We start from the raw sequence: 14,492 nt of genomic DNA on the forward strand, positions 1-14,492 counted from the left end.
CTTTTTGATTGCTATAGGAATACTCCTACAAATTTAGAATATTATATCGTACGAAACATAAGATTTCGATGAACTACATGTAAATCATCCATTTACGTTGTGAAACAACGATAATCTGTAGTAAATAGAAGATGATTGGTAAAATTGCTTATGAAAATTCTTCTAATTTTATAGTAATTTCCTCCCATTGCTCCATCAATTGCTTCAATGTTTTTTTCTTTTTCTCGTAAGATTCAAAAAAGTTAGGCTTCGCAATGGTTGCTTCGTAATTATTTAATAGGTCTTTATCTATCTGCTTTATTTCTTTTTCTAATTGTGAAATAGTACTTTCAACAGAGCTTAATTTATTATTAAGAGATTTTAGCTTTTTTTGATCTTCATAGCTTATTTCTGTAGCAACGACCTTTTTCACTTTCTGTTTCACCTGGACCTGCTTTTTCTCTATTTCCCTAAAGTCTTCTACTTTACGTTGCTCTAAATAGAAATCTATGTCTCCAAGATATTCCTTTATTGCTCCGTCTTTAAATTCATACACATTACTAGTTAAGCCTTGTAAAAAATCTCTATCGTGAGAAACCAAGATTAAAGTACCTTCAAAACTCTGAAGGGCTTGCTTCAAAACATTTTTAGATTTTATATCTAAGTGGTTAGTAGGCTCATCCATTACCAAGACATTAAAAGGCTGTAAAAGCATTTTAGCCAGGGCTAAACGGTTCCGTTCTCCTCCTGATAGTACTTTCACATATTTATCTACCTCATCGCCTCTAAAGAGAAAAGAACCAAGTATATCTCGAACCTTACTTCTATTAGTCTCGTTAGCCGCATCAATCATCGTATTTAGTATCGTTTTATTCCCATCTAAATATTCTGCTTGGTTTTGAGCAAAGTATCCTATTTGAACATTGTGCCCTAGCTTTAAACGTCCTTGATACTCTAATTCTCCAACAATGATTTTAGCCAAGGTAGATTTCCCTTGACCGTTCTGCCCAACGAAAGCAGTCTTAATATCGCGTTCTATCAATAAATCTATATTGTTAAGAACCTCTTTTTCCCCATAATGCTTAGACAGATCTTCAATTTCTACCACCACTCTACCTGGAGTTACGGATATCGGAAATTTAAGATTCATAACGCTATTGTCATCCTCATCGACTTCTATGCGGTCTAGCTTATCTAATTTTTTAATTAAAGACTGTGCCATCGTTGCCTTTGAAGCTTTTGCTCTAAACTTTTCTATTAACTTCTCTGTTTGCTGTATTTGTTTTTCCTGATTTCTTTGCGCACTTAATTGCTGCTCTTGAATCTCCTTACGAAGCACTAAAAACTCAGAATAAGGTTTATTATAATCATAAATTCTCCCTAATGAAATTTCAATAGTTCTATTGGTAACATTATCTAAGAACATTTTATCATGCGATACAATAGCCACAGCGCTAGAGCTACCTCTCAAAAATTGCTCTAGCCAAATAATAGATTCTATATCTAAGTGGTTGGTAGGCTCATCTAAAAGCAATACATCATTATTCTGCAACAATAATTTTGCCAACTCAATACGCATACGCCATCCACCAGAAAACGTGTCTGTATGCTTATCAAAATCTTCTCTTTTAAAGCCTAAACCTTGTAAAATCTTTTCTGTTTCCCCTTGGTAATTATACCCCCCTAAAATTTCATAGTGGTGTGTAATATCACTTAAGTCTTCTATAAGTTTTGAATATCCATCACTTTCATAATCTGTACGTTCTGCAAGTTGCTCATTAGTGTAGGCTAGTTTTTGTTCTAAAGCGATAATTTCTTCAAATGCTTGATAAGCCTCTTCTAAAACTGTTCTTCCTTGCTCAAAATCTAAATCTTGCTTTAAAAAACCAATACGCACTTCTTTATCGGAAGCGATAATACCCGTATCTGGTTGCATTTCTTTAGACAACAATTTTAATAAGGTAGATTTTCCTGCCCCGTTTTTACCAATTAGGCCAACTCTATCGCCAGTATTTAAGCGAAATGAAATTTCTTCAAATAGATATTCGCCAGCGAATGAAACAGAAAGATTATGAATATTAAGCATGTAGTATTTTTATTTTCTTTATTAGTTTTTTGTGACTTTAGTTACATAAGAAGACCTCCTAAAATCTTATTTTTGCTAAAACTTTTGCAAATGTTAAAAAAAGGAAACAAACTCTACAGTATTTTAACAGGAACTTGTCCTAAATGTCAAAATGAGAGCATGTATGTGGACAAAAACCCTTTTCATTTGACCAAAATTTTTAAAATGCATGAGCGTTGCGCTCATTGTGGCACTAAATACAAAATAGAACCTTCTTTTTTTTATGGTGCAATGTATGTTAGTTATGGTGTTGGAATTGCTTTTGCTGTAGCCGCTTTTGTTATCACATTTTTATTTATGGGTACTGGATTAAAAACTAGTTTTTTTGCTATTATGGGTACCTTAGTTGTTTTCATGCCACTTATCATGCGTTTATCTCGTAATATATGGATCAATATGTTTATTAGCTATGATCCTAGTGCGATTGTAAATCATGACAAAAAAACCACCTCTTAATTTCTTTATTTTTTCTGGTAGTATTTTTTAGTAAAACGCGCACTATTCATCTCGGGATGAATTGCAGTAGCATGCTCAATAAATTGGTATAAAGATGCGGATGCTGTTGGCGCAATCATAACTCCTCTAGAGCCAAAACCATTTAAAATAAATAACTTATCCTCCTCTGGGTGCTGCCCTACTAAAGGTCTACGATCTGCTACCGTTGGGCGTATACCCGCCACATGATCTACGACCTCGTAATTGCACGTCAAGAACGTTTCTAGCTTTTCTAGAAGTTCTTGTTTAGATTCTGCCGTAGGTAAGTTTGTTTTATCTTTCCATTTATACGTGGCCCCTACTCGGTATAAATCATCTCCTAACGGAATGATAAACACAGATGATTTTATAACATTCTCTTCCTTTAGATCTGGAGCCTTTATCGTTAGTAATTCTCCCTTAGTACCATTTAAAGGTAAATAGTTAAAAAATGGATTCTCATGCAGACCAAATCCTGTTGCAAAAATGATTCTTTTTGCCGCTATGCCTTGATATGCTATATGATCTGCTTTTATTTCCAGTGCCTCATAATCAAAAGTCTCTTGTTGCAAGAGCATATTAGTCAAAAGGTATTTCTCATAACTAGCCAAAAGTACTTTGGTTGCGATCCTTCCGGTATAGTTTACTTCTCCATAGCCAAATGGAGCATCAATACATGTATTTTCGTTTTTTTTGATATTCGTCGCTAAAAAATACCCTAATTGAGGTTTATCTGAAGCTTCAAACCACATATTTTGCTCTTCGATAGAGGCGAATCTGCGCAGTACTGGAACTTTAAAATCTAACTGCGTATGTAACTTTTTAGCTAATTTCTCATAAAAAGGTAGTGCTGTTTCTAATTGCACTTTTGCATTCCATGCCAAGGTGAAACGTTTCAAAATTACTGGATTATATAAACCCCCTGCAACTACCGACGATGTTTGCGATTTATCTGCAATTACACGATATGTTTTATGATTTTCTTCCAGTTGTTCACAAAAAGAAATCCCTGCCAACCCAAGGCCTACAATTAAATAATCTATCATACTGCAAAGGTAGCTAATTGGCATAAAAAAAAGTCTTAACCATTGGCTAAGACTTTTTTGTTTTATGTTGAATTGGAATTTTTAAATTAATAACTCCACATATCTTGTTCCTTATCTCTAATTGTTTCTTTAATACGATTAGATTCTAGCAATTGGAATAAAGAGTTATCTGAAATGTAATCTTTAATAGCACGATCACCATAAACATTATCTTCTTTATAAATTGTTGCATTAAACCTTCTTGCATTTAACAACATATCAAAAGATATAGGTTGTGCAGAGTTTCTTTGATTAAATACTTTAGCTTCATGAAGAATTTGTCTTGCACTTGGGTACCATACCCAGAATAAGGCAACTTTGTTCTCTTCCTGATCCATAGATTCATCATCAATAAAGTTAACATCTGGCGCTCTTGGAGCAATACCTAAAAGTCTGTATTTTAATTCGCCTTGACGCTTATCAAAATACCAAATACCTTTAACTAAATACTCTTCTAAATCTGCTGCTGCTAAATCTCTTCTGTTAATGTATTCTGGAGATACTTGCTCACCTGCATTGTATTGTTCGTAACCATAATCGGTCGTATCAACTTTTTGCATTGTAGCTTGTAAGTCTGCGAATTCTCTTTTTTCAGTAAAATAAGAATCGGCATAGATATCTTTAATTTTACCGTTTTTAATGTTTTTGATTAAAACATCATATAAAGATCTTCTATCAGAACCTATATCTACAGTATCAATTGGGTAGTATAGCGGAAAGTTAACTCTTTCATCTAAATCGATAACTTCCCATACTGTTTTTGACCATAGAATATCTCTATCATCAACATAACCGTAATCTAAAGGAGCGTCATTATCTTTCTCTATTTGAGATTCAGTTTTCTTACCTATCTCCTCTGGTCTTTTGGCATTTAATATGTTTGCCTGAGCCATTGTAGATATTGGCAATAAAGCTACCGCACCAATTAATAAAACATTTTTCCAATTCATTTTTAAAAATTTATTTGTTTTTACACCTTTACTGAAATTCGTTATAAGTCGTTTAGAATTTACGTTCTTATTAACTTATAACGCTTTTCAATAAATTTTATTACTAGTTTGTAAGTTCAACCACTACTGGTGATACTTTTTTCAACCTGTAAGACTTGTTATTTGTTATATAAGCTTCAATATCAAATATCTGAACAGCATCTCCACGACCAGCTCTTTTCAAAGCAGACTTAGCAGCACCATTTAATTTGTTACCACTAACTACCACTGTTGGTTGCCCAGGAACTTTAAATTTGAATCCACTTACAGCAAGATTTAAATCGAAATCGAAATCTTCTAATAATGCACCAACAGTAGATATTTCTAAGTTAGTTCTTGGCATTTTAGCTGAGTTAGTTTCTCCTCTAATAGATCCATTAGGTCTTGGAATATCTTTAATTCTGAATTCAGATTTAGAAGATACTACCTGTCCGTCAGGTAACTTACCAGATGCACTAATCGTCACTGTTCTACCTGTACCCGGGTTCATAACATAACTACTTCCGCTACGCTTAGATAATCCAGCTGCATTAGCACTTACTTTATTATCAGGAATACCTGGTATAGATATAGACATTGGGTTAGCAACACCACGGTACACTACATTCATTTTGTCAGCAGCAATTAAAGCAGCTCCTGGCTTAGAAATTGTAGCGAATGAATTATTCACTTCTACAGGAACTTCTGTACCATCTTGCATAAAGAAGATTGTACCTGCTACTACGTGATCTCCTGGGTTACCAGTACTGATCAACATTTTAACACCACCAGCTTCAAGCTTATAATCTGTATCAGCTGTCAATTTCTTCCCATCAAGAGTTAATTCTGCTCTAACAGGTGTAGAAGAGTTATCTGTTTTACTAATGATAATTTTACCATCATATTTTTCTCCAGAATAAAAAGCAGATTTAGATCCAAAAAGAGAAGTTTTAAAGTTTGTTAAAGAAACTTGATCTGTTAAGTTACCTTCTAACATCGATTTTAAAGCATCTTCTTCTGTAGACTTGATATCAGCTTGTAAAGCTGTAATTTTAGTTAAAGAAGCAATTAAAGGAAAGCCTTCATAATGGTAGTTTAACCAATCTTGCTTTGTCTTATCTTTCTTTTCTACTTTACCATTAGCATCTCCAGTTTCAAATCTAGCAATAACAGATGATTTTAATTTAGCCGGTACTAATACTGAAACTTTAGTACGGTACTCTTCGATTTTTTTCATGAACTCTTTACCGCCTTCTGCCAAATTATCTCCTGCGAAGAATTTTTGATCTAAAAAGTCAGACTTATCCATTACTTGATAATCCTTTGGGTCTTCAACACCTGCAGTCATATCTTTCTTAAGAGCTTCTAAATAATCATAATACTCTTGAGATAATTTTTGTACTGTCTGTGCTTTTTTGAAATCTTCAGCATATTTAGCTGCATCTTCTGAAGCCTTTGTTTCAAGACCATCTAAGAATGCCAAATTGTTATCTGAAGTTTTTTGGTTAGAAACTTCCATCTTCTCATTCATAAGACCGAATGCCGCTAGAACTTCTTTACTCATATTCAGGGCTAACATACAAATGAACACTAAGTACATTAAGTTAACCATTTTCTGACGTGGTGACTGTTTTCCTCCTGCCATGTTTTTCTAATTAAATTTTAGTTAATTTTTGGGGTTTGATTATTACTAAAACTAATTAGTTTCTTGTCATTGCAGATAACATACCACCGTATACTCCGTTAAGAGACGATAAGTTTGTAGATAACGATGCCATTTGGTCTTTTAAAGCTGTAGAATTCTGAACAACTTCTTCATTAATTGAAGCTTGTTTGCTAGCGCTTTCTAATTGTACTTTATATAGACTGTTTAAAGATTCCATTTGAGAAGCAGCTTGTACCATTTCATCAGAATACTTACGAGTAGATTCCATTGCATCTACTGTAGGAGCGATACCTTTTGCAGCACCTTCAAAGTTTCTAATGCTAGTTCCTAAGCTTTCCATTAAGCTTGCATCTACACCAGCTTCTTTTAATAAATCATCTAATTTTTTAGATAATGAAGCTTCTGATTCTTGTACTTCTGCAGCAACGCTGTTAGCTCTTGCAACACCTTCACCACCAGCTAATTCTGGGTATACTAAAGACCAATCATATTCGTCTTCTAATGGTTCAAATGCACTAATAGCAAAAATAAGTGCCTCTGTAATAAGACCAATTGCAAGAAGAACACCACCATTTAATGGTCCTAACTCCCAGTGTAAAATCTTGAATAATGCACCGATAATTACGATTGATGCTCCTAGCCCATAGGCCATGTTAAATAATTTCTTTGTTGCTTTTGACTGTGCCATAATTTTAATTTAATTTCAGGTTAATGTTAATAATAACGATTTGGTTTAATTTAATTCGACTTTATGTAAAATTTATTGTATTACTTATTTAAAGGCTTATTCTCTTCAACGCCCATATAATCTTGTACGGTTCTAAATCCAATATAACTACGTGCTGAATCTTGGTATTCATAATCTCTTGTACTTACCTGTAGGAAATAAGCAACATCTTTCCAAGATCCTCCACGGATAACTTTTCTTGCATTTTGTCCAGAACCAGCATTCGGGTTCATTGTTGAAACATACTCGTAAGAGTTAGGATCATAACTAGAATCTGTCCATTCAGAAACGTTACCAGCCATGTTATATAAGTTATAATCATTTGGCTCAAAAGATTTTGCTTCTACAGTATATAATGCTGTATCTGCGGCATAATCTCCACGTTGTGGTTTAAAGTTTGCCATAAAGCAACCGGTGTCACTTATCACATATGGTCCACCCCAAGGGTATGTTCCACTTTCAATACCACCTCTTGCTGCATATTCCCATTCTGCCTCTGTTGGTAATCTAAATTGATTTACAAACTGAGCTCCTTTAGATTTTTGATCATCATTCTTAAGCTTAGTTCTCCAGTTACAAAATGCTTTTGCTTGTTTCCAACTCACACCAACTACAGGATACTCACTGTAAGCGTCATGCCAGAAATAATCATTATGCATTGGTTCATTATAAGAGTATTCAAAATCTCGAATCCAAACCGTTGTATCTGGGTATATTTCTAATTCTTCTTGTTTAATGAAGTCTTTTCTACTACCCTTACCTTTAGCACGAGCAGCTGCCTCAATATCCATCCAAGAATACTTGTATTTTAATTGTGTTACGTCTATAGTACGTTGTCCATTATAAGCTTCTTCTTCAGAAATATATAATTTATCCATTACTTCAACATAATATTCATCTGGATACTCCGAAGTATCCCAAACTAAATCTTGATCAAGGTTTAACCCTCTACCTTCATATCCGGTATCACCCATTCCTGAGTAGTTATCAAGCATATACTTGTCATAAGATGATAATTTAGTGGTATCCGCATCTTTAAATGCATAGTCACCAATTCCTCCATCATCTGGACCTAAACCTAATTCATCTGCTAGGATGGCCAGCTTGGTTCTTACGATAGAATCTCGTACCCACTCTACGAATTGTCGGTATTCACTGTTCGTAATTTCTGTGTCGTCCATATAGAAAGAGCGTACAGTAACTGTTTTGGTTGGCGCGTTGAGAACTTTAGCCTGATCTTCTTCACTTTTACCCATAATATAGGATCCCTGGGGGATCAATTCCATACCATGAGGCTTTTCTGGATACCATTTTTTTCCTTGGACTCCAACTAGTTCTCCTTTTGTTTTAGATCCGCAACTGCTGAGTAAAACAACAAACGCTATAGATGATAACAATAGCTTCTTCATACTTAGGTTAAATTTCGATTAAGACTGTAATTTAAAAACACTTTTATTATTCTCTAAAACTACGTTTTGATTAAAATATTGTGTCAATTGTATTATCCTTTACTTTTTTTATTTTAATTAAAGCCCTTTTTATAAGCTTTAAACCATCGTTCTGGAATAATTTGATTGCAAGCATCAAAATAGTCCTGTTCCATGCAAGATAATAACGCAGGTATATTTGATTTATTATGTGAAGATAAAATAGTTGGCACCTCTACCCACCATCTATTGGTAAGATTACTTTTATGAAATATTAAATCCTCATCATCTGTAGGCACAATAAACTTGGTAAAGTCCTCACTTTTCACAAAAGGAGATTCTTTTACCCTATAATTATGCCCCTCTATAAAATACCAAATAATTTGTGCTGTTAACTGAAAAGACTGGGGTGTATTTTCTCCTTCATAAATCCCGAAAACATTTACTTTATCACTAATTCCCGCGTAACGAGCAATCGCACAAATTTCTTTTCCATTAAATCCATTAGGTGAAAAATTCTCTGACATAGAAATTTCACTCGCTTTAATAGACCGTAAATCTATGCTTACAATATTAGCATTACGTAATATAGGCTCTGCCAAGGTAATATTGGCTGAAATTTCTCCCAAACGATATGCATCAAAGAAAAGATGCTCCATTAAATCTATTTCTTCTTGAGCACAGAAATAACTCTGATAGCCAACATTAGAAAAATTAAAAAGATTATTAGGCTTGTCTGTAATAATCTTACTTAAATACGAATGCGAAGAAATAAGTTCATCTGCGTCACCAAAATCAAATCGACTATCTACGGACACCAAATTTACCATACTACGCAAGCCATCAAAAGCTCTATACGAGGGGTAAGTTATGTCCTGTGTTGCGCCTATAATAATAGCCACCACATCTTCTTCAATAAGCTCTGCTACTATTTCTTTTACAACAAAATAAGTATCTGTAACCGCTTCTCCTTCATTAATATCTCCTAAATCTACGATGGTATTACTCCAGTTCCCCATCATTAACTTATAAAGCTGACGGCGTACCTCAAACAGGTCTAAAGTTTCTGTTTTCTTCTCAAATGCATTTCTGGATTCATTTACACCAATAATAGCAAAGGAAGCATTAGCCAATACAGGCAAGCCTTTACGTTGTGTATGCTTATGAATTTTATTCCCTAATGCTTGCGCCGGAAGTAATTCGCAATGTGCTATTAATTTATCATCAACAGGAACTAAAAAATCAAATGCCATTAAAAATTGAATGTTTTGAGGATTACTATAAACTTATTGACTCAAATATAATACACCTTCTTGAATTGTCGCAAAAAAATACGCATCAAGAAGGTGTATCTAAAAATTAGTAGTGTAGTTTTATTTTGCCTTTTTCTTAGGCGCAGCTTTTTTCTTTGGTGCTGCTTTGGCTTTCTTCTTAGGCGTTTTCTTCTCAATCATTGCCTGAGCTTCTTTCAATGTAATTTTTGTAGCATCAACTTCTTTTGACAATTCTACTTTAATCTTTCCTTTTATTACATTGTGTCTACCCCAACGTGCTTTTTCTACACGAATACCTTCTTCTTTCCAATCGTGAATAACCTTATCAATCTCTTTTCGTTTTTTGGTTTCGATAAGTTCAATAATATCATCATTTGACAGATTATCAAAATCGTATTTCTTATTCACGTTGATAAACATGCCGTCCCATTTAATAAATGGACCGAAACGGCCAGTTCCTTTTGTAACTTCTTTATCTTCATAATGAGCAATTGGCGCATCTGCCAATTCCTTAGCTTTAATGAGCTCAACCGCTCTATCAAAGACCACATCAAAAGCACTTTCTCCTTTTTCTAATGAAATAAATTTATCTCCGAATTTAACGTAAGGACCAAATCTTCCAACATTTGCTAAAACTTCTTCTCCTTTATACTCTCCCAATGCTCTTGGTAAAGTAAAAAGCTCCATGGCCTCCTCGAACGTTATGGTATTCAAAGATTGCTCTGGCAATAAACTTGCAAAAATAGGTTTCTCTTCCTCTTCCGAAGAACCTATTTGTACCATAGGTCCAAAGCGACCTAAACGAACCAGTACTTGTCTGCCAGATTTTGGGTCTTTTCCTAGAATACGTTCTCCACTAGCCCGATCTGCATTTTCTTCTACATCTATTACTTTAGGATGAAAATCTTTATAAAAGTTCTTCATCACTTTTTTCCAATCCTCTTTCCCTTCAGCTATTTCATCAAAATCTTCTTCTACTTTAGCCGTGAAATTATATTCCATAATTCCAGAGAAATGACTAACCAAAAAGTCGGTCACAATCATCCCAATATCAGTAGGCACTAGTTTTCCTTTATCAGATCCTACGTTTTCGGTTAGATTGTTGGTCGCTACAGCATTGTTTTCAAGAACTAACTGCACATACTTACGCTCTACCCCTTCAATAGTTCCTTTTTCCACATAACCTCTATTCTGAACTGTAGAAATTGTAGGTGCATAGGTAGATGGTCTACCAATACCTAATTCTTCCAATTTCTTTACTAGTGACGCTTCCGTAAAACGGTATGGAGGTCTACTAAAACGCTCTGTAGCCGTAATGTAATTATTTATCAATGCTTCACCTTTTTTCATGGCAGGAAGCATTCCTTCTTGCTCTTCAGCAACATCTTCATCATCTACATCTTCCATATATACTTTAAGGAAACCATCAAATTTGATCACCTCTCCGTTTGCTGTAAACTCTTGATTATGTCCAGAACAACTAATCTTAACATTGGTACGCTCCAACTGCGCATCACTCATTTGTGAAGCAAGGGTACGTTTCCAGATAAGTTCATATAATTTCTCTTGATCGCGCTCTAATGAAACATTCTGAAGTTTCATATCTGTAGGCCTAATAGCCTCATGCGCCTCTTGCGCTCCTTTACTTTTTCCTTTATAATTACGCGTATTACTATACTCTTTTCCGTAATTTTCTACAATAGCTTCTTTAGCTGCATCTAAAGCCTCTTTAGATAAGTTTACACTATCTGTTCTCATGTAGGTTATTAAACCCGCTTCGTACAGACGTTGCGCTACTTGCATTGTTCGTCCTACGGAAAAATATAATTTACGTGAAGCTTCTTGCTGTAAGGTTGATGTAGTAAAAGGTGCTGCTGGAGATTTTTTTGCAGGTTTTTTATCCAAGCTTGCTACAGCAAAGGTAGCATTCATGTTTTCTGATAGAAAAGCTTCTGCTTCTTTTTTTGTTGCAAATGTTTTATTCAGTTTAGCCGAAAAAATACTGCCTTCATTAGTTTTAAACTGCGCTGTAATTTTAAATGCTGCCTCTGGAGTAAATCCTTCAATATCTCTTTCGCGCTCTACGATTAAACGTACGGCAACAGATTGTACTCTACCTGCAGAAAGACCTGGTTTTATTTTCTTCCAAAGAACCGGAGATAACTCATACCCTACTAATCTATCTAAAACCCTTCTTGCCTGTTGTGCATTTACAAGATCATAATTAATCTCTCTTGGGTTTTCTATTGCTTTTTGTATTGCAGATTTTGTAATACTGTTAAAAACAATTCGTTTGGTTTTACTTTTATCTAATTTTAATTCTTGTTCTAAGTGCCAAGAGATTGCTTCTCCCTCTCGATCCTCATCACTCGCTAACCATATAGTTTCTGCTTTCTTTGATAAATCTCTTAGCTTTTTTACTAACGCAGATTTATCTTTACTCACAATATACTTTGCTTCAAAATCATTTTCGACATCTACCCCTAATTCTTTAGAAGGTAAATCTGCTATATGACCAAAACTGGATTCTACCTGGAAGTCTTTTCCTAAAAATTTCTCTATTGTTTTTGCTTTTGCAGGAGACTCTACGATTACTAAATTCTTTGCCATTGACTAGTTTTTGGTATTACAAAAGTATACCAATTTTTTTATTTTATCTGCTATCCTTAGTATATAGGTGATAATTAGCATTTTTCAGGAACTAAAAAACCACTTAAAAATCGTCTATCTAGAACCACAGTAAAGCACCTACTCCTAAAATTTATCGCAAAGAAAACGTACTTAGTAAAGTTATCGAAGTTTCTTGATATTGGTACTGATACAATACATCATCACCAACCATTAAAAGGCTATTTTCCAACGGAATAACATCAAAAGTAACAATGTCTTTAAAATGATTTAGCATTCCTAAATTTTCAACATCTGTTTTATCATATACCTTTAATCCGGCTTTTCCATCACACACAAATAGTAAATTATCTTTTAGACCCAAACCATACGGTTCTTCCATCTCATAAGATTTTAAAAGTGTTGGATTTTCAATATCTTGAATATCGATAACAAACAATCCGCTTTCTGTTGCTCCACAAGAATTACCTCCACGCAGGGTCACATAGGCGTACTTATCATCTACCACCACAGGATCACAGGCGGTACCATGTTGAAATTCTGAAACAAATTGCGGTACACTTGGCGAAGAAATATCGTAGATATACATTCCACTCCTACTGCCTAGAAATAAGTAGTCTCCGCGATTAAAAATTGTTTCAATATCAAAACCTGCAAAAACACTTTCTAGCGTTTTAGGACTTTCTAAATTAACAATATCAAAAACATTGATGGTATGACTATCTACGGCATATAAATAGTCTTCTACAATTTTAAAACGTGCTAAAGAGCCTCCTTGACCTACCGAAGCACTATTGGTTACCGCATCTAACATAATATCACCCACAAAACGTGCTTCATATTCTGATATTAGTCTAGGTTCCGATACTGTTTCCCATCCTATTACGATCTCATTTTCAGAATCTACGTCGTCATATTCATAAAAATCGGCCATAGGCCAAATAATAGAACTCCCTAAAACTCCTTCCAATCTATTTACTTCTTTAATGGCAGTGATATTAGAAATATCAAGAACCACCAAGTCTGTTAAACTATCTGCAAACAAATAGTTGCCCTTAACAGAAATATCAACATTACCAGGAATTTTTATGTAAGCAATTTTCTCTGGTGCCTCAGGATTTTTATTATCAATTACATGAACGCCTTGGTATTTATCATTAATAAAAATATAATTTTCATAGGCATAGATTTTCCCAGATTCTTCTATAAACTTAGGCGGCAAAATTGCTACTCCCGTTTTAAATTCTTCTTTAGAAATAGTCAAAGGCTTTGCTACAAGATAATCCGCATATTTATCATCTTCTTTATCATCACAGGCTATAAATCCAATGGCTACTATAAAAAGTACTATTTTCAAAGTTGTTTTCATGAGGTTCTCATTTTATGAGTTGGTTACCAGATAGATACTTAATTACTATAATGGTTGCGAGAAAAATTAAAAATTTTGATACACCACTGTCTGGATGCTACTAGCATCTTTCAAAACAACCTGCACCAACTCATAAGAAGTCAAAGCCTTAAGGTTAAACGGGTGCTCCGAAATTACTACACCGCTATTTTTCTTAACACGGTTTCCCATACTGGTTACCATATCTCTATTTGGTACAAAATTTCCTTGCGGAACATGTTCTGTAAGCACCACGTATTTATAGCTTTTAAGCTTGGATAAAAAAGATTGGATTTCTGCATTTGAAAGATGCTGCAAGACTTGCCTTACAAAAATACAATCGGCCACAGGCAGATCTTCTTTGCAGATATCTACACATAAAAAGCTTAGTTTGTCATCCTTAAATTTTTTCTTATTCCTTTCTATCAAAGCAGGAACAATATCTATTGCAATATATTTTTGGGTATAAGTTAATAGTTGCTTTCCAATATTAAAATCGCCACAACCTACATCACAAACTTTAAGCGGACTTTCAAAAGAATTTAAAAACGCAGACACCTCCTTTATATAAGGTGTAATTATCGCTTTATCATGAGAACCTTCACCAGAATAAAAATCAAACTCTTGACCTCCCCATAAATGTTCTTCATAAATCTGAGTCATAACAGCCTTAGTGGGCCATCTTTTTTTATTCGATGGATTTCCTTCTTCTTTCATTTTAAATAGCGCAATTCTATTGAGAGGTTAAATTT

At 34.3% G+C, this 14,492-nt stretch carries 11 protein-coding genes; 1 reads left to right on the plus strand and 10 read right to left on the minus strand.

Annotated features, from left to right (window positions below):
- Positions 1 to 148: 148 nt before the first annotated feature.
- The gene (locus tag BLQ19_RS09925) at positions 149 to 2,065 is read right to left on the minus strand and encodes an ABC-F family ATP-binding cassette domain-containing protein (protein WP_074538254.1); all 1,917 of its coding nucleotides are present in this window, start codon (positions 2,063 to 2,065) and stop codon (positions 149 to 151) included.
- Positions 2,066 to 2,155: 90 nt separating this feature from the next.
- Between BLQ19_RS09925 and BLQ19_RS09930 the strand changes: the two genes are divergently transcribed.
- A complete protein-coding gene (locus tag BLQ19_RS09930) occupies positions 2,156 to 2,560 on the plus strand; it encodes a DUF983 domain-containing protein (protein WP_074538389.1) in 405 nt (134 codons plus the stop codon).
- Positions 2,561 to 2,565: 5 nt separating this feature from the next.
- Here BLQ19_RS09930 and BLQ19_RS09935 read toward each other — a convergent pair whose 3' ends face one another.
- The 9 genes from BLQ19_RS09935 to BLQ19_RS09975 all read right to left on the minus strand — a co-directional run bounded on the left by BLQ19_RS09935 (position 2,566) and on the right by BLQ19_RS09975 (position 14,457).
- Positions 2,566 to 3,648, minus strand: a complete 1,083-nt coding sequence (locus BLQ19_RS09935; protein ID WP_083332231.1) for an NAD(P)/FAD-dependent oxidoreductase — start codon at positions 3,646 to 3,648, stop codon at positions 2,566 to 2,568.
- Between the two features lie 62 nt (positions 3,649 to 3,710).
- Positions 3,711 to 4,613, minus strand: coding sequence for a type IX secretion system ring subunit PorN/GldN (gene porN / locus BLQ19_RS09940; protein ID WP_029447779.1), 903 nt, complete (start codon positions 4,611 to 4,613; stop codon positions 3,711 to 3,713).
- A gap of 103 nt (positions 4,614 to 4,716) precedes the next feature.
- On the minus strand, positions 4,717 to 6,276 hold the full coding sequence (gene porM / locus BLQ19_RS09945; RefSeq protein WP_074538256.1) for a type IX secretion system motor protein PorM/GldM: 1,560 nt from the start codon (positions 6,274 to 6,276) through the stop codon (positions 4,717 to 4,719).
- 55 nt (positions 6,277 to 6,331) lie between these two features.
- Positions 6,332 to 6,985 carry a type IX secretion system motor protein PorL/GldL gene (porL, locus tag BLQ19_RS09950; protein ID WP_024478962.1) on the minus strand — a complete coding sequence of 218 codons (654 nt, stop codon included), beginning with the start codon at positions 6,983 to 6,985 and terminating at the stop codon, positions 6,332 to 6,334.
- A gap of 80 nt (positions 6,986 to 7,065) precedes the next feature.
- Positions 7,066 to 8,433 (minus strand): T9SS ring complex lipoprotein PorK/GldK, encoded by a 1,368-nt coding sequence (gene porK / locus BLQ19_RS09955; RefSeq protein ID WP_024478963.1) that lies wholly within the window; start codon positions 8,431 to 8,433, stop codon positions 7,066 to 7,068.
- Between the two features lie 113 nt (positions 8,434 to 8,546).
- The gene (locus BLQ19_RS09960) at positions 8,547 to 9,704 is read right to left on the minus strand and encodes a formimidoylglutamase (RefSeq protein ID WP_034667709.1); all 1,158 of its coding nucleotides are present in this window, start codon (positions 9,702 to 9,704) and stop codon (positions 8,547 to 8,549) included.
- Between the two features lie 120 nt (positions 9,705 to 9,824).
- Positions 9,825 to 12,335, minus strand: a complete 2,511-nt coding sequence (gene topA / locus BLQ19_RS09965; RefSeq protein ID WP_074538257.1) for a type I DNA topoisomerase — start codon at positions 12,333 to 12,335, stop codon at positions 9,825 to 9,827.
- A 151-nt stretch (positions 12,336 to 12,486) separates the two neighbouring features.
- Positions 12,487 to 13,722 (minus strand): LVIVD repeat-containing protein, encoded by a 1,236-nt coding sequence (locus tag BLQ19_RS09970; RefSeq protein ID WP_074538258.1) that lies wholly within the window; start codon positions 13,720 to 13,722, stop codon positions 12,487 to 12,489.
- Positions 13,723 to 13,788: 66 nt separating this feature from the next.
- Positions 13,789 to 14,457 carry a class I SAM-dependent methyltransferase gene (locus BLQ19_RS09975; protein ID WP_074538259.1) on the minus strand — a complete coding sequence of 223 codons (669 nt, stop codon included), beginning with the start codon at positions 14,455 to 14,457 and terminating at the stop codon, positions 13,789 to 13,791.
- Positions 14,458 to 14,492 lie beyond the last annotated feature (35 nt).

The sequence above is a fragment of the Cellulophaga baltica genome, assembly GCF_900102165.1.
GTDB lineage: Bacteria > Bacteroidota > Bacteroidia > Flavobacteriales > Flavobacteriaceae > Cellulophaga > Cellulophaga baltica.

Bases quoted from the DNA above. Each gene is read 5' to 3' on its own strand.
- BLQ19_RS09930 (WP_074538389.1), top strand. From the start codon at position 2,156: ATGTTAAAAAAAGGAAACAAACTCTACAGTATTTTAACAGGAACTTGT.
- porK (WP_024478963.1), bottom strand. From the start codon at position 8,433: ATGAAGAAGCTATTGTTATCATCTATAGCGTTTGTTGTTTTACTCAGC.
- topA (WP_074538257.1), bottom strand. From the start codon at position 12,335: ATGGCAAAGAATTTAGTAATCGTAGAGTCTCCTGCAAAAGCAAAAACA.
- BLQ19_RS09970 (WP_074538258.1), bottom strand. From the start codon at position 13,722: ATGAAAACAACTTTGAAAATAGTACTTTTTATAGTAGCCATTGGATTT.
- BLQ19_RS09925 (WP_074538254.1), bottom strand. From the start codon at position 2,065: ATGCTTAATATTCATAATCTTTCTGTTTCATTCGCTGGCGAATATCTA.
- porM (WP_074538256.1), bottom strand. From the start codon at position 6,276: ATGGCAGGAGGAAAACAGTCACCACGTCAGAAAATGGTTAACTTAATG.
- BLQ19_RS09960 (WP_034667709.1), bottom strand. From the start codon at position 9,704: ATGGCATTTGATTTTTTAGTTCCTGTTGATGATAAATTAATAGCACAT.
- BLQ19_RS09975 (WP_074538259.1), bottom strand. From the start codon at position 14,457: ATGAAAGAAGAAGGAAATCCATCGAATAAAAAAAGATGGCCCACTAAG.
- porL (WP_024478962.1), bottom strand. From the start codon at position 6,985: ATGGCACAGTCAAAAGCAACAAAGAAATTATTTAACATGGCCTATGGG.
- porN (WP_029447779.1), bottom strand. From the start codon at position 4,613: ATGAATTGGAAAAATGTTTTATTAATTGGTGCGGTAGCTTTATTGCCA.
- BLQ19_RS09935 (WP_083332231.1), bottom strand. From the start codon at position 3,648: ATGCCAATTAGCTACCTTTGCAGTATGATAGATTATTTAATTGTAGGC.